Below are 18,381 nucleotides of genomic sequence, written 5' to 3' on the forward strand. Positions count from 1 at the left end.
CTTATCTCCGGACCGCGCGCGTCAGAAGCTGATCGAGCAGGGCAAGCGCCAGGTCGATCTCTTCGCGGGTAATGAGCAGATTGGGGGCGAAGGTGATGACGTTCTTGTGGTAGCCGCCGACGTCGAGCACGAGGCCGTAGGTCTTGCCGCCGACCTGAAGATCGCCCTTCATGCCTTCGTCGCACATCCAGTCCATCGTCGCCTTGCTGGGCGTGTAGCTGTCGTCCTGGCAGATTTCCATGCGAAGGGCGAGGCCGAGACCATCGACTTCGCCGACAATGGCGTGGCGCTTCTGCAGCTGCTTCAGCCCGTCAAGGAAGTGTGCGCCCTTCTCCATGATCGCGGCGCCGAAATCTTCCTCTTCCAGCATCTTCATGGTTTCGAGCGCAACGGCAGTCCCCATCGGGTTGCTGGCGAAGGTCGAATGCGTGGAGCCGGGCGGGAAGATGGTCGGATTGATCATCTCTTCACGGGCCCAGACGCCCGAAAGCGGGTTGAGGCCGTTGGTGATCGCCTTGCCGAAGACGAGAATGTCAGGCGAAACGCCGAAGTGCTCGATCGACCAGAGTTTGCCGGTGCGGTAGACGCCCATCTGGATTTCGTCGACAACGAGCAAAATACCGTGTTCGTCCAGCACCTTCTTCAGTTCGACGAAGAAGTTCATCGGCGGAATGACGTAGCCGCCCGTGCCCTGGATCGGCTCGATGTAGAAGGCTGCATATTCGGACTTGCCGGCCTTGGGGTCCCAGACGCCGTTATATTCGCTCTCGAACAGGCGAGCGAACTTCTGGACGCAATAATGTCCGTATTCTTCCTTCGACATGCCCTTCGGGCCGCGGAAATAATAGGGGAACTCGACGAACTGCGCCCGATCGCCGAAATGGCCGTAGCGACGGCGATAACGGTAGCTCGAGGTGATCGCGGACGCGCCGAGCGTACGGCCGTGATAGCCGCCTTCGAAGGCGAACATCAGGCTCTTGCCGCCGGTATAGTTGCGCACCAGCTTCAGCGAATCCTCGACGGCCTGCGAGCCGCCGACGTTGAAATGAACGCGGCCCTTGTGGCCGAACTTGCGCTCGGCGTCCTGGGCGATCATCGCGGCAAGCTCCACCTTTTCACGGTGCAGATACTGCGAGGCGACCTGCGGCAGGCGATCGAGCTGGCGATGGGCGGCTTCGTTCAGGCGCTCGTTGCGATAGCCGAAATTGACGGCGGAGTACCACATCTGCAGATCGAGGAACGGCGTGCCGGTCCGATCGTAGACGAAGGAGCCTTCGCATTCCTCGAAGAATTTGGGCTTGTCGGTGTAGTGAACCGTGTCGCCGTGCGAGCAATAGAGCTCTTCGAGGGCGCGCAATTCTTCTTCGGAGCGGACAGACTCGGTCTCGCCGCTGAAGGCTTCTGCTGCATTCGTTTTCATTCAATGCCTCTTGGTCTGGTTTACGCTGTCTTGAAATGCGGCAGCGTACGGGAGCGTCGTTCGACGCTCGGGAGAACGGCTTCCATCTTCGGAAGCAGATCGGAAAAGTCTTCGAAACCGACATAGGGGATGCCGTTTTCCTCGCAGTAATCGACAAGCTTGGCTTTGGCGAAAACGAGGTCGACCTTGTCGGAAACGCAGAAGTCGCTTCGACCGTCGCCGATGTAGACCTGCAGGTCGTTGCTATCGACGACGCGACATTTGCAGACGCCGGCACCGGACACGCAGCCGGTCGCCGTGAATGGCGGAAACAGCGAGTAGGACTCGCGACCCTGTGAAACGCTGCAGGTCAGCACGTTGGCGATGATCGGCAAGCCGTCTATGCCATGACGCGCCAGGATGCGGCGGATGAAATAGTCCACACCATCACTGACGATCGTGACAGGCAATTCACCACGCCGGCAAAAAGACAGGAAGCCCTCAAAGCCCGGATCGATCGATAGAGTGTCGAGAAACCGGTCGAGTTCGCCTCTGTTGGCCTGGATGAGGGCGATCTGCCGACGCATGCACTCGCCGGAGCCGATCAGCCCCTGCTTCCACAGCTTCTCAATATCTTCCCACTCGGAACCGGCGAAACGGGTTAGCACCATATCCGTCGCGTCTTCGATGGATATGGTTCCATCAAAATCGCAAAACACCTGCATGAAACACCCTTTCGCCTTATCCTAAGTTGCGTCTAACAACCTCAGATGAGCCGGGTATGAGCGGAAAATGATGCGAAAATGAAAAACGACGAGAGGTCGATTTTTAGCTCAAAGGCAATCTTAGATCAACTTGAAGACCGCTGCCGGAACGCGAAGTAGAAAGGTCGACCATCGCCGAAAGGCGGTCCGCGGTATCCGCAACGATGGCGAGGCCGAGGCCGGCGCCTTCCGTGTGAAGCGTATTGAGGCGGTAGAAACGCTGGAACACCGCCTCCCTCTCATGCGGCGGGATGCCGGGACCGCTGTCGCTGATCGAAATGCGGCCGAAACCGTCCTCGGAGGCGATGGAAATTTTGATCTCCCCCCCGACGGGCGTGTACTTGATGGCGTTGTCGAGCAGGTTTGTGACCAGCATGCGCAGCAGCGACTCGTCGGTCGTGACCTGGATCAGCTCGTCCCCTTCGAGCACGACGTCGAGCTCGCGGCTGGTGATGATGTTGCCAAATTCGGCAATGAGCGACGCCATCCAGTGATAGAGCGGCACCGATGTCAGATTAAGGGGATGATGGCTGACCCTGGCGAGCCGCAGCAGCTGCTCGATCAGATGGATGGTGCGGTTGTTGCTGGCGACGAGATCGGAAATGATCGCCTGCCGCTCGTGATCGCTGTCGCTGTGTTCGAGCATCCGCAAAAGCAGCTTCACGCTCGCCTGCGGCGTGCGCAGCTGATGCGCGGCAAGGTCGGAGAAACGCCGCTCCAGCGTCAGCGACTGGCCGAGCTTTTCCAGCAGCTGGTTGATCGACCGGCCGAGCGGCAGGAGGTCGCGCGGCAACTCCTCGACGGGGATTGCGGAGAGATCCTCGGGTGATCGCGTGCGGATCTGCCGCACCAGCCCATGGATGGTGCGCAGGCCGCTATTGATGCCGAGCCAGATGAGGAAGCCGATGACCGGCACCAGCATCAGCAGCGGAAAGAACAGATTGAGGAGAATGTTGGAGACCAGCGTTTCGCGAAGCGCGATCTTTTCGCCAAGCTCGATCACGATGCTCGTATTCGGGATCGGCAGCGAATAGATGCGCCACTCCTCCCCGCCATAGGTCAGCGTGGTGAAGCCGACCCTTTGCTGCGGCACATCGGACAGGAAGGCCGTGCTGCTGTAGAAGCGGATCTTGCCGTCGACCCAGGCGCGAAACATGTGCGCGTCGGCATAATCGTCGGCGTCTTCGTTGAAGGCCAGCTGATTGTCCATGTTGAAATCGATGTCGTCGATCTGCTTGGCCGCATGGTCCGGATTCTTCTCCAGCGGCCGGCGCAGCAGGCTCCAGATCACGTTGGCATCGTCGATGAGCTGCGCGTCGTAGATATTGTTGATCTCCCGCGTCGCGCTGTTGAAGGCGAAGGCGGCGATGACGACTATGGTCACCACGACGACGGGTGCGATGCGGAGAAATAGCTTGCGGGTAAGCGTGGAATTGTTCATCGCTCGATCATGTAGCCGACGCCGCGGATCGACTTGATGAAATCGGTGCCGAGCTTCTTGCGGAGATTGTAGATCGTCACTTCGATCGTATTGCTTTCGACGGTGTTTTCCGCGTCGTAGAGCGCATATTCGATATCGTTCTTCGTCACGTATCGGCCGCTGCGCTCCATCAGCAGCTTCAAGAGATGGAATTCCTTCGCCGTGGTATGGACCTGCACACTGCCCTTGCGCGCCACCATGGCGGAGGGATCGACCTCCACGTCGCCACAGCGGATGACGCTTTCGGTCCGCCCGTCGCGCCGGCGGATGAGCGCCCGCAGCCGCGCCAGCAGCTCGTCGAGATCGAACGGCTTGACCAGATAGTCGTCGGCGCCCTCATCCAGCCCTTCGACCTTCTGGCGCACCGAATCCATCGCCGTCAGCAACAGCACAGGCACGGAATTTCCCCGCTGCCGGATGCGCCGCAACACCTCCATGCCGCTCAGCAACGGCAAATTGATGTCGAGGACGATCGCCGCGAAATGCGAATGTGCCGCTGCCTCGAGACCGGATTCGCCATCGCGCATCCAGTCGACGCCATAGGCATGCTTTTCCAGCGCCTTCTTCAGCGATGATCCGAGGATATTGTCGTCTTCAACAAGCAGAACGCGCACGACCGACCTCATTTAGTCGAATATTTCTTAGCCGATGTGGGCCGCAATTGGCGCGGCGATGTGGCAAAGCTATGACGGATCATTTCCGTCTGGCAAGAGCGGTGGCTTATCGCCGCTCCTAAACATGGCGAAAACGATCGCCAATCCACTGGTCGGGAGCGCTATTTCAACCTTCGCATCGAGGCTTCCAGCACCTCGAAGATCCGGGGATCGGTCGATTGTGCAACATTGAACCGCATAAAACGTCCGGCCCCCTCCGAGAGGCTGAAAACGTTGCCTGGCGCGAGAACGATACCCTCGGCGACGCAAACGCGGGCAACATCGGCGGCATCGAGCCCCTCCGGCAGCCGGCACCAGAGAAACATCCCAGCCTGCGGCTTCAGCCAGGGCACGATGCCGATCGCCTCCAGCCGCGCCGATACCTCCTCCATCGTCTTGGCGAGCCGCAGCCGCAGCGCCTCCACATGCTTGCGGTAGCTGCCATCCTTCAAGGTCAGATAGACCAGCTCGGCCGACAGCTGTCCGGAGCTGAAGCTGCTCGCAACCTTGAGATCGACAAGCCCGTCGATCCAGTCCCGTCTCGCCGCAATGAAGCCGCAGCGTATCGAGGCCGAAAGGGTCTTCGAAAAGCTGCCGATATGGATCACCCGGTCGAGCCCGTCAAAGGCGGCAAGACGCGGCGCCGGCACATGCTCGAAATCGGCGAAGATATCGTCCTCGATGATGACCAGGCCGGAAGCCTCGGCGAGCTTCAGCAGGCGATGCGCCGTGACAGGCGAGAGCACGGCGCCTGTGGGATTGTGGATCGCCGAATTGGTGATGTAGAGCCGCGGCTTGTGCCGTTCGAGAGCCTGACCGAACAGCTCGATGTCCGCCCCCGTCGGCGTGAAGGGCACGCCGATGACGTTGACGCGATGCGCCCGCAGGAGCGCATGAAAATTGAAATAGCAGGGATCGTCGACCAGCACGGTATCGCCGGGCTCAACGAGGAAGCGGCAGAGAAGATCGATCGCATGCGTTCCGGATTCCGTCAGCATGATCTGATCCGGCGGCACCGTGATGCCGTGATCGCCGAGGCGTCTTGCCAGCAGCTGCCGCAATGGCCGCAGGCCGAGTGGCGTTCCGTAATTGGCAAGCACGCCCATATCCCCTCGTGCCACCGTTCGCAGCGCGCGCCGCAATCCCGGCTGCGGCAGCCAGGAGGGCGGAAGCCAGCCGCAGCCGGGCTTCAAGACGTCATCGCCCATTTCCAGCGATTGTCGCGCGATCCACAGCGGATCGACGTCGGGATCGGACGCCGTGCCCCCCTCCGACAGTGAAAGCGGCGGCAGCGGGCCGCATACATAGAATCCCGAGCCCGGTCGCGAGCGGATCGTGCCTTCGGCGGCAAGCCGCTCATAGGCTTCGACCACGGTGGAAACCGACACCTGCATCGTCTTGGCGAAGCCGCGCACGGAAGGAAGCCGGGCTCCCGGCATCAGGCTGCGACTGGCGATGCGGTCGGAAATCGCCGCCATCACCTCCTCGATGCGGGTGCTTCCACCTGTGTTTTGCGGCGATAGATTGTCCATCCGTACTGCCTCTTATGCCATAACAGTTCTCAAAAATTGTACTGCACTGTCTCTGGCTTGACCAGGCGAAGTTTCCGATACCGCTGGGATCAAGAAGGAGCATGTACAATGGATAAGACGACGACGGGATGGATCTACGGGATGACCGGGGTGGTGATCTTCAGCGGATCGCTGCCGGCGACACGCGTGGCCGTCATGGATTTCGACCCGCTGTTCCTGACGGTCGCCCGTGCTGTGATCGCCGGCCTGTTGGGCCTTTGCCTATTGCTCGCCTTTCGCGAAAAGCGCCCCGCTCGTAGCGACATCGTATCACTGGCGATCGTCGCACTCGGCTGCGTCATCGGCTTTCCCCTATTGACGGCGCTGGCACTCAAGCACGTCACGTCAGCCCATTCGATCGTCTTCATCGGCTTGCTGCCGCTGGCGACCGCCATCTTCGGCGTATTGCGCGGCGGCGAGCGACCACGCCCGGCATTCTGGATATTCTCCGCCATCGGCAGCGCCCTCGTCAGCGGTTATGCACTGGCGCAGGGCATCTCGGCTTCGCCGGTCGGCGATCTCCTGATGCTGGCGGCCGTCGTCGTCTGCGGGCTCGGCTACGCCGAAGGTGCCGTGCTCTCGCGCCGGCTCGGCGGCTGGCAGGTCATCTGCTGGGCGCTTGTTTTGTCCCTGCCGGTCACCATCGCGCTTTGCGTCATGACCATGCCCCAAACCCTTGACGGCATCGGCGAGCCGGCCTGGCTTGGCCTCACCTATGTTTCGCTGTTCAGCATGCTGATCGGCTTCATCTTCTGGTATCGTGGGCTGGCGCAAGGCGGTATCGCCGCCGTCGGCCAGCTGCAATTCCTGCAGCCCTTCTTCGGCTTCGCGCTCGCCGCAGCGCTCCTCAAGGAAAGCGTCAGCTGGTCGATGCTCGTGGTGACGATCGCCGTCGTCGGCTGCGTCGCCGGGGCGCGGAAATTCGCGCACTGAGACCATTACCTCGGCAAAATCCCAGCTGCTTGATCTTCTAAACCGATCAGTCTATAAATAACCAATCGGTTTAGAAGGAGCTCGTCATGCCGACCCCACTCGTCCCGCCTTTCACCCGCGAAACCGCCATCGCCAAGGTCCGCATGGCCGAAGACGGCTGGAACAGCCGCGATCCCGAGCGCGTCTCCAAGGTCTATACGGAAGACAGCCAATGGCGGAACCGCGCCGAATTCCCGCGCGGCCGCAAGGAGATCGTCGAATTCCTGACACGCAAATGGGCAAGGGAACTGGACTATCGGCTGATCAAGGAGCTCTGGACCTTCGAAGGCAATCGCATTGCCGTGCGCTTTGCCTATGAATGGCATGACGATAGTGGTCACTGGTTCCGTTCCTACGGCAACGAGAACTGGGAATTCGATGCCGATGGCCTGATGCAGCGCCGTTTCGCCTCCATCAACGACATGCCGATCGGGCAAGAAGACCGGAAGTTCCACTGGCCACTCGGCCGCCGGCCCGACGATCATCCCGGCTTGTCGGAACTCGGCCTTTGAGATGGTGCGAACCGTCTTCGAAAAATCCGATGCCGTTGCCCTCGTGGCCGAGGTCTTTCGCGAACTCGGCTACGAGGGGGCGTCGATGAGCGAGATCACCGCCCGCACGAAGCTCTCCAAGGGCAGCCTCTATCACTTCTTTCCCGGCGGCAAGGAACAGATGGCGGCAGAGATCATGGCCCATATCGACGCCTGGTTCGTCGCGGAAATGTTCAGGCCGCTCGAGGAGGGCGAACCGCACGAGGCCATATCCAGCATGTGGGAGACGACCGACAGCTATTTCCGCTCCGGCCGCCGCGTCTGCCTGATCGGCGCCTTTGCGCTGGACGAAACGCGCGATCACTTTTCAGCTGTCATCCTCGGCTATTTTCACCGCTGGATCGAAGCGCTTGCCGGCGCCCTGACGAGAGCTGGCATGGCCAGCATCGAAGCACAGGCGCTCGCCGAAGAAACGGTTGTCGGCATTCAGGGTGCGCTGATGCTTGCAAGGGCACTTGGGGATGAAGCGGTCTTTGGGCGAATGTTGGAGCGGCTGAAGAACCGTGTGGAGGCCGCGCTAGTGCTTTAACGCGGCCAGCGCCAGGATGGCTGCGACAGCCGCCACGTCAGGAATTCCGCCAATGCTTCGATCTTTGCCGGTCGCGCCCGAGCCGACTGGGTGACGAAATAGAGACCACCGCCTTTCAGCGACCAATCCGGCACAAGCCGCTCCAGCCGCCCGTCGGCAAGATACTTCGCAGCGACGAACTCCGGCAGTTCGGCGATGCTGAGCCCCGAGAGCGTCATCGGGATCAAGGCGTCGACATTGGTGGCCTTCAAATATCCCCGAGGTGTCACCGTCTCCTCCTCCTCGTCGGCATTGAAGAGTCGCCATACGTCCTGGCGGGGACGATAGGCGTAGCCGAGACAATGACGTTCATTGAGATCTTTGGGATGCGCCGGACGGCCATGACGGGCAATATACTCCGGGGAGGCGACGATAAAGCGCGAGACCGGGGTGAGCTTGCGCACCGCCAATGACGAATCCGGTAACGCCACGGCGATTCTCAGCGCCGCATCGAACCCTTCCGCGACCAGATCGACAACGGCGTCGCTCAGATGCAGATCGATCGAGACATCGGGATAGGCCTTGAAAAAATCCGGCAATATCGGCGCCAGCCAGTGCAATCCGAAAGACATCGGCACAGCGAAGCGGATGAGCCCCCGCGGCGCGCCCGCCATATCGCGGGCCTCGTTTTCCGCCTTCTCAGCCTCGCAATAGATCTGACTGGCGTGCTCGGCAAGCGTCCGCCCGGCATCCGTCAGTGAGAGCTGGCGCGAGGTGCGGTTCAAAAGCCGAACGCCGAGACTGTCCTCCAGCCGACTGACGCCGCGCGAGACGGTGGCGACGGAAATATCCATCGCTCGGGCGGCAGCCGCGAAGGAGCGCTCCTCGGCCACCTTGGCGAACATCGCCAGCCCCTCGAAATCCGGTCGTTTCGACATCATCAAATCTGCAACGATAGTTTGCGTTTCTTTCTATTTCTAAACGATGGCGGCGTCCATACCTCTTCGTTCGGCACTCCGCCTAACCGAACACAAGAGAACTGGAAAGAAGATGTCCCTTAAGCTCGAAGGAAAAATCGCCGTCATCACTGGCGCCACCACCGGTATCGGCCTCGCCATCGCCAAGCGTTTCGCCAGGGAAGGCGCGGAAGTCGTTATCACCGGCCGCCGCAAGGCGGAGCTCGACGCGGCCGTTGCCGCTATCGGCTCGCGGGCCACCGGCATTCAGGCCGACTCGACCAGCCTTTCCGATCTCGACGATCTCTATGCAAGGGTGAAGGCCGAGAAACACCGGATCGACGTGCTCGTCGCCAATGCCGGCGGCGGATCGATGCTGCCGCTCGGCGCAATCACCGAAGAACAGTATGAAGACACGTTCAATCGTAATGTCAAAGGTGTGCTCTTCACCGTGCAGAAGGCATTGCCGCTGCTTTCCGATGGTGCCTCCATCATCGTCACCGGCTCGACCGCCGGCAGCACTGCGACACCGGCCTTCAGCGTCTATGCAGCCTCGAAGGCAGCCAGCCGCAATCTCGTGCGCAACTGGATTCTGGACCTGAAGGACCGCAAGATCCGCGTCAATACCCTAAGCCCCGGCCCAACGAAAACGCCCGGCCTCGTCGATCTAGCCGGCCCGGATGCCGCCAACCAGCAGGGCTTGCTCGACTATCTCGCCACGCAAGTGCCGCTCGGCCGTGTCGGCGAGCCGGACGAAATCGCCAAGGCCGCCATCTTCCTCGCCTCTGACGATGCAAGCTTCATTACCGGCACCGAGCTGTTTGTCGACGGCGGCCAGGCACAGGTCTGATATCGAGCGCCGCCCTTCCTCATCAGGGAGAATTTACCTCACGCTACCGCCAGTAATCTCGCGGCGGTAGCAGCCGAACCATGAGTGTGACCATTTCGCCATCTCTTAAACAATCGTCCATAAAATAATGCCATTATTAATCATGTTTGATTTGCAACTATCCAAGCTCCCATGTTCAGCAGGCAATGGGAGCATCGAGGAGATGGATAGAAGATGCTGCAGCAGGTAAACGAAACCGACGACGCGCTGATCGACCAACTGCAACGCTCGGCGTTCGAATATTTCATGCTCCACACCAATCCGCAAAACGGACTGGTGGCGGATACCTCCATAAAGACGAGCCATTGCAGCATCGCCGCGGTCGGCTTTGCGCTGTCGAGCTATCCCGTCGCCGTCGAGCGCGGATGGATCAGCCGTGCCGATGCGGCCAAACGGGTGCTGACGACGCTCGATTTCTTCGCCAACAGCGATCAGGGCACCGAGCGCGGCGCCACCGGCCATCGCGGCTTCTACTATCACTTCCTCTATATGGAGACGGGCAACCGCGCCTGGAACAGCGAACTTTCGACCATCGATACCGGTCTGTTGCTGCTCGGCGTCTTGACCGCGGCGGCCTATTTCACCGGAAACGGTCAGGTCGAGCGCGACCTCCGCAAGCAGGCAAAATTCCTCTATGAGCGCTGCGACTGGCACTGGGCCCTGAACAAGGGGCAAACCATCAGCATGGGCTGGAAACCGGCGAGCGGCTTCCTGCGCTGGCGCTACCAGGGCTATGACGAGGCGATCTTCCTCTACGTCATGGCGCTCGCTTCGCCCACGCATCCGATCCCATCCTCAAGCTACGATGCCTTCGCCTCGACCTACACCTGGATGATGTTCAAGGACACGCCCTTTCTCTATGCCGGGCCGCTGTTCATCCACCTTTTCTCGCATGCCTGGATCGATTTCCGCGATATCCGCGACAAGCATGTCGCCGACAAGGATACCGACTACTTCCGCAATACGCAGACGGCGATATCAGTGCAGCGCGATTATACCGAACGCAATCCCGGCCATTTCGCCGGCTATACCAAGGACATATGGGGTCTCTCCGCCTGCGATGGCCCGAACCCCACGGGCACCAAGCATAGCCTGCGCTATGCCCCGAAAGTTTTCGGCTATGCCGCCCGCGGCGCTCCGCTCGGCCCGGACGACGGCACCATCGCCCCCTGGGGACCGCTATCCTGCCTTGCTTTCGACCGACAGGCCGCACTCGACGGCACGCGGGCGCTGCTTTCGACCTATCCCAACCTGCTGCTCGACGGCCGCTTTCCCGGCGGCTTCAACCCGAGCGTCAAAGGCCCCGGCCCGGAAGGCTGGGTGGATGATCGCTCCGTCGCCATCGACCAGGGCCTGCTGGTCATGATGATCGAAAATGCTCGCACCGGCATGATCTGGAACCTGATGCGGCAGTCACCGATCCTCCGCACCGGGCTGGAACGCGCCGGCTTCACCGGCGGCTGGCTGGACGAGAAGAAGACGGCGCCCGCCATCGCTTGATCTGCGGATCATCGGTAGATTTCGGCCATATGATATCAGAGCGTCGGGCTTGGCCCCTCACCCGACCTTTGGCCCCTCAAAGCCTCTCGATCGCCGCAATCACCTCATCCTCGACGGAGATTCCCTCCGTGAGAGCAAGCCGCCGCGAACTCTGCCCGCGCCGGCCCGGCAGACGGACATTCGGGTCGCGGGTGATTTCGCCTGCGAGCAAGGCCAGCCGTTGCGCCGTATCGGCCGCACTCGTCGCTACCGGGTTGATGGCAATGATCGTGTGACCAAGCGCTGGTGGTGCCCCCTTGTCGTCGAAGAGCGAAGAGGATTCGAAGGCGTAATTGGCGCCGGTCAGGCCGGCCGCCAGAATTTCGACCATGAGCGCGAGTGCCGCCCCTTTCGAATCGCCGGCCGGGATCATCGTGCCGGCCAAGGCCTCTTCGGCATTGGTGGTCGGTCTTCCCTCGCGGTCGAAAGCCCAGTCGGCGGGGATCGCGGCACCCTGCTGCCGGGCGGCCATCACCTTGCCGCGCGCCACCTTCGAAAGCGCCAGATCAATGACGATCGGCTCGTCATCCGGAAGCGGCGCGGCGAAAGCGATCGGGTTGGTACCGAAGACCGGCGTCTTGCCGCCCCAGGGCGCCATCGCCGCCGGCGCATTGGCAACCATCAGCGCCACCAGTCCCTGATCGGCGAACCGCTCCACCGTCAGGCCCATGACGCCGGCATGATGCGAGCGGCTGACGGCGGCAAGCGCGATCCCCTGCTCGCGGGCAATCTTGGGAAGCTCGGCAACGGCAAGATCGAGCGCGGGGTAAGCATAGCCATTGCCGGCATCGATGCGCAGCACGGCCGGAAAGGGCCGGCTCAACCGCGGCGTGGCAAGGCCATCGGTCTTGCCGACCTTGGCCTGTCCGGCATAGGCGGGAACGCGGCGCAGACCATGACCGCTCTGCCCCGCAGCCTCTGCCGCAACGAGCGCAACCGCCACCGAACGGGCATTTTCCACACTCACCTTGCTTCGCTGCAACGCCTCCACGACCAATGTTTCGGCTTCGGCAAGCGACAGGTGCATGAGACAAGACCTTGAAAACCAATGGGGAGGATAGAGGCTTTCTACGCCTTCGCCCTCCCCATCGCAATGCAGCAAAACTCTTGTCTTATTGTTCCTTTACGCATTCCGGACGGAAAACCGCTACGCACTTTTCCTGGAAATGCTCCTGCGCTATGCCACGTCGAACTTGACGCCCTGGGCCAGCGGCAGCGTGCGGCCGTAATTGATGGTGTTGGTCGCCCGGCGCATATAGGCCTTCCAGGCATCCGATCCGGACTCGCGGCCGCCGCCGGTTTCCTTCTCGCCGCCGAAAGCGCCACCGATCTCGGCACCGGAGGGACCGAGATTGACATTGGCGATGCCGCAATCCGAGCCACGCGCGGATACAAATGTCTCTGCTTCCCGCATGTCGTTGGTGAAGATCGAGGACGACAGGCCCTGTGGTACGGCGTTATGCAGCGCCAGCGCTCTGTCGAAATCGCCGTACTTCATCACATAGAGGATCGGCGCAAAGGTTTCCTGCTCGACCGGGCCGGTCTGCTCTGGCATTTCGACGAGGGCCGGACGGACGTAAAAGGCGTCGGCGGAACCGCTTTCGACGCGCTCGCCGCCGGTGACGGTACCGCCAGCCGACTTCGCAGCGACAAGAGCCGACTGCATGCGGTCGAAGGCCTGCTTGTCGATCAGCGGGCCAACGAGGGTCCCTGCTTCAAGCGGATTGCCGATCGTCACCGAGCCATAGGCTTTCTGCAGGCGCGGCACGAGCTGATCGTAGACGCTCTCATGGACGAAGAGACGGCGCAGCGACGTGCAGCGCTGGCCTGCCGTGCCCATCGCGGAGAAGGCGACGCCGCGCAATGTCAGGTCGAGATCGGCAGACGGGCAGACGATCGCGGCATTGTTGCCGCCAAGTTCGAGAATGGCGCGGGCAAAGCGACCGGCAAGGCGCGGACCAACGGCGCGGCCCATCGCCGTCGAACCGGTTGCCGAGACCAGCGGCACCTGCGGATGATCGACCAGCAGCTCGCCGAGATCGCGGCCGCCGATCAACAGCGTCGAAAGATTGGCCGGCGCTTCGCCACCCTCGGCGACATAGCGCTTCAGCGCCTTTTCGAACAAGGCCTGCACGGCAAGCGCCGTCAACGGCGTCTTTTCCGATGGCTTCCAGATGGTGGAATTGCCGCAGACGATGGCGAGCGCCGCATTCCACGACCAGACGGCAACCGGGAAATTGAAGGCGGAGATAATGCCGATGGCACCCAGCGGATGCCAGCTTTCCATCATCCGGTGTTCCGAGCGCTCGGTGGCGATGGTCAGGCCATAAAGCTGGCGCGAGAGTCCCACAGCGAAATCGCAGATATCGATCATCTCCTGCACCTCGCCGAGGCCTTCGGACGTGATCTTGCCGACTTCGACGGACACGAGACGGCCAAGCGCCGCCTTGCCGGCGCGCAGCTCTTCTCCAAGCAGGCGGATCAGCTCGCCGCGCTTCGGCGCGGGCACATTGCGCCAGGACAGAAACGCCTCGTGCGCCGCCCCGATCGCAGCCTTCGCCTCGGCGGCCGAATGCTCCTTGAGCCGGCCGATCTCCGCGCCGGTGACCGGCGAGGTAACGGCAAGCGTACCGCCGGTATAGCGATCGGCCGATACGCCAAGCTCCGTCAATATTGCCTTGGTTTCGGCAGCAAGATCTGATGTCGCGGTCATCTTGTTTCCTCTTCCCGTAGTTCTGGTTCGTTGTTTTTTAGACCCGAGCACCGACGAAATGCGCGGCCTGGGCGCCGGCCTCGTACCACATTTCCTTTGCCGCCCTGAAGCTTGGCTCGACGATATCGCTCACCGGCAGCGGCAGATCGGCCTCGGAAATCTGCCCGAGAATATGCCCGGCAAGCACCTTGCCAAACACGGTGCCCGGCGCGATGCCACGGCCATTATAGCCGGAGAAACCGACGACATTCTGGGCGAGCTTGTGGAAGCGCGGCAGGGCGTTGTCGGTCATGCCGATCTTGCCGTACCATTCGCATTCGAAGGGAATGTCGCCAAGCTGCGGAAAGAGTTTCTTGATCGACCGCCGCGCCCAGCTCTTGTGGATGGCAAGGCCGGTGTTGCGCAGCGCACCGACGCTGCCGAAGACGAGCCGGCCGGCCTGATCCATGCGGAAGGATGAGAGCACTTCCTTGGTGTCCCAAGCGCCCTCGCGCCCAGGCAGGACGGACTTGCGCAAGTTGTCGCCCAGCGGCACGGTCGCGAAATTGAAATAGGGCAGATGCACCTGTTCGTTCCTGATCGCCTCCCACGGACCGGTGCTGTAGGCGTCGGTGGCGACGACGATCCAGTCGGCGCTGACCTTGCCGCTATCGGTCGAAACCACCCATTTCGCGCCGCTTCGTTCCGTCGACGTCACACGACTGCCGGTATGGATGGCGACGCCTGATTTCACCGCGGCGTGGGCAAGACCGCGCGCATAGGCAAGCGGCTGCAAGGTGCCGGCGCGCATATCGAGCAACGCGCCTGCATAAGCGGAACTGCCGACGCGGCGCTCCGTCTCCCGCGCATCGAGGACGGTAACCGGCGCTCCGCGTTTGCCCCATTGCCGGGCCCGCTCCTCGATTTCCTTCAATCCTTCGGGGCCGACAGCGCAATGCAGCGTGCCGTTACGCTCGAGCTCGCAGGCGATGCCGTGCTTTTCGATCAGTTCCATCACCAGCTTCGGCCCATTGCCGAGCAGATCGAGCAGTCGTTCGCCGTGGACGGCACCGAGTTCGCCCGGCAGATCATCCGGCATCACCCACATGCCGGCATTGATGAGACCGACATTGCGTCCCGCACCGCCGAAACCGATTTCATTGGCTTCCAGCAGCACGACGCTCGTGCCGGCTTCCGCCAGATGCAGTGCCGTCGAAAGACCGGTATAGCCGCCACCGACCACCACGACATCGGCGTGGACATCGCCGGAAAGCGGCTTGGTTGCCGGCGGCGAAGGGGCGGTCTTTTCCCAAAGACCATGGGAGCGCGGGTCATTCAGCATGAAATCAGTCCAATCAAGAGAGATATTCGCGCCAATCTAGCGCCACGCGCGAAATTGCGGAAGCGGCAAGAACGACATCCGGTGGACAGAGCATGATGCCGAAAAGTGTGATCGGTTTTCGGACGACATCATGCTCCACTTCTTTGGTTCCAGAGCGGATGATTTAAGGTCGAACAGACCTAAAATCATCCGCTCTGGAGAAAAACTTGCATGGCGGCGGGGCTTTCGGCCATTATAGAGAAAATGCCGGCCGCCATGGTGGCCGCAGACAAAAACACGCCGCCATCGCGGCTGCGGACAAAAGCAGGACACTCTCATGAAGCCCATTTTCGTTCAGCTCCAATGCGCGCCCGGCAAGACCTACGAGGTCGCCGACGCAATCTACCAGACGGAGCTGGTTTCGGAGCTGTATTCCACCAGCGGCGACTACGATCTACTGCTGAAGGTCTACATCAAGGAAGAGCAGGATATCGGCATTTTCATCAACGACAATATCGCCAAAATCCCCGGCATCGTCCGCTCGCTGACGACACTGACCTTCCGAGCGTTTTAAGAGGTCGAGATTTCGGATCGGCACCCGTCACGGTTAAAGCCGCGTTCGCAGGATTGCCCCTCACCCCAACCCTCTCCCCGTTCTGACGGGGAGAGGGAGTTCACTGAGTTTTGTGGCTGGGGCAGGATCGCGCTGCAAGCGCCGGACCAGTCCCCTCTCCCTGCATTGCGGGGAGAGGGCTAGGGTGAGGGGCCAGGCACTATAATCCGGCATCAACACACTCACCTGACAAGCACAATACCCTTACGCGACACTCCGATATTAACCCTCTTACCTAAAGCTGCTTGGCTTTCGACCGGCAATTAAGCCCTCTTTAACCACCCCGATGATCTGCTTTGCCGACTGATCAACGGGTGGCGCGCTGCAGCGCCGGATTGCCGGCACGTGGCGCGGCATAGGGGTCGAGGGTGGATCGATGACATCGGCTGTTGCGGATATTCAGGCAAACAAACAGGCCGGGCCGCTGATCGTGCATGTCGTGCGCCAGTTCCTGCCGAACAAGGGCGGCCTGGAAGACGTCGTCGCCAATCTCTGCCGTCAGCTGGTCACCCGCGGCTATCGCGTCCGGGTCGTCACCTGCAACAGCCTGTTTTCCGATCCCGGCCGGGAACTCGCGGAACGCGAAACGATCGATGGCATCGAGATCGTCCGCATTCCCTGGTCCGGCTCCAGCCGCTATCCGCTGGCTCCGAAGGTTTTTCGCCATCTGGCCGATGCCGACCTCGTTCATGTCCACGCCGTCGATTTCTTCTTCGATGCGCTGGCCTGGGGCAAGCTGATGCATGGGCGGCCCATGGTTGCCACCACCCATGGCGGCTTCTTCCACACCCAGAAATATGCGGCCATCAAGAAGGTCTGGTTCAATACGGCAACGCGGCTTTCGGCCCTCGGCTATCATTCGCTCATCTGCTGCAGCCAGTCCGACGCGCGGCTCTTTTCCCAGATTGCAGAGAGCCGTGTCCGCCTCATCGAAAACGGCGCCGATGTCAGCAAGTTTTCCAATTGCGCCGCGCTGGAAGCCCGCCGCCGCATCGTCACCATCGGCCGCTTCTCGGTCAACAAGCGGCTCGACCACCTGCTCGACGTCATGAAAGTGCTGGCAGCCCGCGAGGCCGACTGGCATCTCGACATCATCGGCGCCGCGTCGGATCTCGATCGGCCGATGCTGGAAAAGGAAATTGCCGCCCACGGCCTCGACCACAATGTCGCGCTGCATGTGTCGATCGATGACGGCTCGATCCGCAATATCATCGCCCGCGCCTCGCTCTTCGCGTCGGCCTCCGAATATGAAGGCTTCGGTCTGGTGGCGATTGAAGCCATGAGCGCCGGCCTGCTGCCGGTGCTGAACGCCAACGAAGCCTATAAGGCGATGGCCGAAACCCACCCTGCCCTGATGCTCTCGGATTTCTCCGATGCGCAAGCCGCCGCCGATACGCTGACATCAGCCTTCGAACGCCTCATGGCCGACGACCTGAGCCTGCGGCAGGAGTTGCTGCGCGATGCCCGCGCCTACGCCTGGGACGAAGTCGCTCAGCGCTACATGGATGTCTATGCCGAAACCCTGACACCGAAAGGCAAGTCGCCTCAGCTTCTCCGCCAACGCGGCCAGGTGGCGTAACCTTCCAGAATACCCATCAGCCAGGCGCGCTTGTAGCGGGCCGCATCGAGGTTGAAACGTGCCAGCGCCGCCAGCCAGCCGGCGACCGGCCGAAACAGTCGGTAGCCGACATAGTACAGGGGAAAGGCCTGCTTGCGCATCAGCGCGCCGAAGCCGCGTCCATATTTGCGCGCCCGCTCCACCTGCCGCGGCCCATATTCGCTGGTGACCTGATCGTGATGGACGATAAGCTCCGGAAAGAACGCCGCTTGTCTGCCGGCGGCAAGCGCGCGCAGCAGAAAATCCGCCTCCTCGCCGCTCTGAAAGGGCGATTCCGAGCCGACGCCGAGATCCTCATCGAAGCCGCCGATATCGGCAAGCGCCGCACGGCGCACGAATATGCCGTTGGAATTGCCGCATTTCAGGTAGTTCCAGCGCGTCAGTACAAGCCGCGTCTCGCCCGTCGGGCTGACGGAGGCCGCCCCTTCGGCATCGAGCGTGCGGCCGGTGACGATCGCCAGGTCCAGATGAGTCGAAAACAGCATCGCAGCCGTCGAAAGCGTATCGGCTTCGTACCAGCAGTCGTCGTCGGGAAAGCAGACATAATCACCTTCGACAACCGCCATGCCGTTGTTACGCGCCCGCGAAAGTCCCTTCGGCGAACGGATATGGCGAATGAGGAAGGAAGGCGAGAAACTGTCGATGAGCACACGCAGCCGGTCGTCGACATTCTGGTCGACGACGATAACTTCGAAATCCCGGTGGCTTTGCGCCGCCAGCGAACGGAACAGCCGCTCCAGCTGGTCGAACCGATCGATCGTGCAGACGATGAGGCTGAACACTAAAACCCTCCGCACAAGCCCCAAGCGACCAATATCAGAGAGAAAGAATATTAGCCGAAGTAAAAAATGAACT

The 18,381-nt window shown here is 61.4% G+C and carries 17 protein-coding genes; 7 read left to right on the top strand and 10 right to left on the bottom strand.

What is annotated here, in order from left to right:
• Position 1 precedes the first annotated feature (1 nt).
• The 5 genes from ACIQWP_RS19170 to ACIQWP_RS19190 all read right to left on the bottom strand — a co-directional run bounded on the left by ACIQWP_RS19170 (position 2) and on the right by ACIQWP_RS19190 (position 5,828).
• Positions 2 to 1,420, bottom strand: coding sequence for an aspartate aminotransferase family protein (locus tag ACIQWP_RS19170; protein ID WP_402790502.1), 1,419 nt, complete (start codon positions 1,418 to 1,420; stop codon positions 2 to 4).
• A 20-nt stretch (positions 1,421 to 1,440) separates the two neighbouring features.
• On the bottom strand, positions 1,441 to 2,124 hold the full coding sequence (locus tag ACIQWP_RS19175; protein ID WP_402790505.1) for an MtnX-like HAD-IB family phosphatase: 684 nt from the start codon (positions 2,122 to 2,124) through the stop codon (positions 1,441 to 1,443).
• Between the two features lie 103 nt (positions 2,125 to 2,227).
• Positions 2,228 to 3,604, bottom strand: a complete 1,377-nt coding sequence (locus ACIQWP_RS19180; RefSeq protein WP_402790508.1) for a sensor histidine kinase — start codon at positions 3,602 to 3,604, stop codon at positions 2,228 to 2,230.
• Positions 3,601 to 4,257, bottom strand: a complete 657-nt coding sequence (locus ACIQWP_RS19185) for a response regulator transcription factor (RefSeq protein ID WP_402790511.1) — start codon at positions 4,255 to 4,257, stop codon at positions 3,601 to 3,603. The genes ACIQWP_RS19180 and ACIQWP_RS19185 overlap by 4 nt, the downstream gene beginning before the upstream one ends.
• Positions 4,258 to 4,418: 161 nt before the next feature.
• Positions 4,419 to 5,828, bottom strand: coding sequence for a PLP-dependent aminotransferase family protein (locus ACIQWP_RS19190; protein WP_402790514.1), 1,410 nt, complete (start codon positions 5,826 to 5,828; stop codon positions 4,419 to 4,421).
• A gap of 108 nt (positions 5,829 to 5,936) precedes the next feature.
• Here ACIQWP_RS19190 and ACIQWP_RS19195 point away from each other — a divergent pair, with 108 nt between their 5' ends.
• From ACIQWP_RS19195 to ACIQWP_RS19205, 3 genes are all read left to right on the top strand, one after another.
• Positions 5,937 to 6,800 (top strand): DMT family transporter, encoded by an 864-nt coding sequence (locus tag ACIQWP_RS19195; RefSeq protein ID WP_402790516.1) that lies wholly within the window; start codon positions 5,937 to 5,939, stop codon positions 6,798 to 6,800.
• A gap of 86 nt (positions 6,801 to 6,886) precedes the next feature.
• Positions 6,887 to 7,351 (top strand): DUF1348 family protein, encoded by a 465-nt coding sequence (locus ACIQWP_RS19200; protein ID WP_402790518.1) that lies wholly within the window; start codon positions 6,887 to 6,889, stop codon positions 7,349 to 7,351.
• Between the two features lies 1 nt (position 7,352).
• Positions 7,353 to 7,919: a TetR/AcrR family transcriptional regulator gene (locus ACIQWP_RS19205; protein WP_402790521.1), complete on the top strand. Its 567-nt coding sequence runs from the start codon at positions 7,353 to 7,355 to the stop codon at positions 7,917 to 7,919.
• Here ACIQWP_RS19205 and ACIQWP_RS19210 read toward each other — a convergent pair.
• On the bottom strand, positions 7,916 to 8,836 hold the full coding sequence (locus ACIQWP_RS19210; RefSeq protein ID WP_402790524.1) for a LysR family transcriptional regulator: 921 nt from the start codon (positions 8,834 to 8,836) through the stop codon (positions 7,916 to 7,918). The genes ACIQWP_RS19205 and ACIQWP_RS19210 overlap by 4 nt on opposite strands.
• Positions 8,837 to 8,948: 112 nt before the next feature.
• On the opposite strand from ACIQWP_RS19210, the gene ACIQWP_RS19215 reads away from it, so the two are divergent.
• Together ACIQWP_RS19215 and ACIQWP_RS19220 are read left to right on the top strand one after the other, a co-directional pair.
• A complete protein-coding gene (locus tag ACIQWP_RS19215) occupies positions 8,949 to 9,704 on the top strand; it encodes an SDR family NAD(P)-dependent oxidoreductase (RefSeq protein ID WP_402790527.1) in 756 nt (251 codons plus the stop codon).
• A gap of 213 nt (positions 9,705 to 9,917) precedes the next feature.
• Entirely contained in the window at positions 9,918 to 11,243 is a 1,326-nt protein-coding gene (locus ACIQWP_RS19220) for a glucoamylase family protein (RefSeq protein ID WP_402790530.1), read from the top strand.
• 76 nt (positions 11,244 to 11,319) lie between these two features.
• On the opposite strand, the gene ACIQWP_RS19225 is transcribed toward ACIQWP_RS19220, so the two are convergent.
• From ACIQWP_RS19225 to ACIQWP_RS19235, 3 genes are all read right to left on the bottom strand, one after another.
• Entirely contained in the window at positions 11,320 to 12,309 is a 990-nt protein-coding gene (locus ACIQWP_RS19225; protein WP_402790533.1) for an Ldh family oxidoreductase, read from the bottom strand.
• Between the two features lie 150 nt (positions 12,310 to 12,459).
• Positions 12,460 to 13,995, bottom strand: coding sequence for an aldehyde dehydrogenase family protein (locus tag ACIQWP_RS19230; RefSeq protein ID WP_402790536.1), 1,536 nt, complete (start codon positions 13,993 to 13,995; stop codon positions 12,460 to 12,462).
• A 37-nt stretch (positions 13,996 to 14,032) separates the two neighbouring features.
• Positions 14,033 to 15,316: an NAD(P)/FAD-dependent oxidoreductase gene (locus ACIQWP_RS19235; RefSeq protein WP_402790539.1), complete on the bottom strand. Its 1,284-nt coding sequence runs from the start codon at positions 15,314 to 15,316 to the stop codon at positions 14,033 to 14,035.
• 316 nt (positions 15,317 to 15,632) lie between these two features.
• On the opposite strand from ACIQWP_RS19235, the gene ACIQWP_RS19240 reads away from it, so the two are divergent.
• Together ACIQWP_RS19240 and ACIQWP_RS19245 are read left to right on the top strand one after the other, a co-directional pair.
• Positions 15,633 to 15,869: an Lrp/AsnC ligand binding domain-containing protein gene (locus ACIQWP_RS19240; protein WP_402790542.1), complete on the top strand. Its 237-nt coding sequence runs from the start codon at positions 15,633 to 15,635 to the stop codon at positions 15,867 to 15,869.
• A gap of 415 nt (positions 15,870 to 16,284) precedes the next feature.
• On the top strand, positions 16,285 to 17,487 hold the full coding sequence (locus ACIQWP_RS19245) for a glycosyltransferase family 4 protein (RefSeq protein WP_402790545.1): 1,203 nt from the start codon (positions 16,285 to 16,287) through the stop codon (positions 17,485 to 17,487).
• Here ACIQWP_RS19245 and ACIQWP_RS19250 read toward each other — a convergent pair.
• Entirely contained in the window at positions 17,454 to 18,308 is an 855-nt protein-coding gene (locus tag ACIQWP_RS19250; protein WP_402790548.1) for a glycosyltransferase family 2 protein, read from the bottom strand. The two genes, ACIQWP_RS19245 and ACIQWP_RS19250, sit on opposite strands and share 34 nt — an antisense overlap.
• Positions 18,309 to 18,381 lie beyond the last annotated feature (73 nt).

The sequence above is a fragment of the Rhizobium sp. NPDC090279 genome, from assembly GCF_044769665.1.
Taxonomy (GTDB): Bacteria; Pseudomonadota; Alphaproteobacteria; order Rhizobiales; family Rhizobiaceae; genus Rhizobium.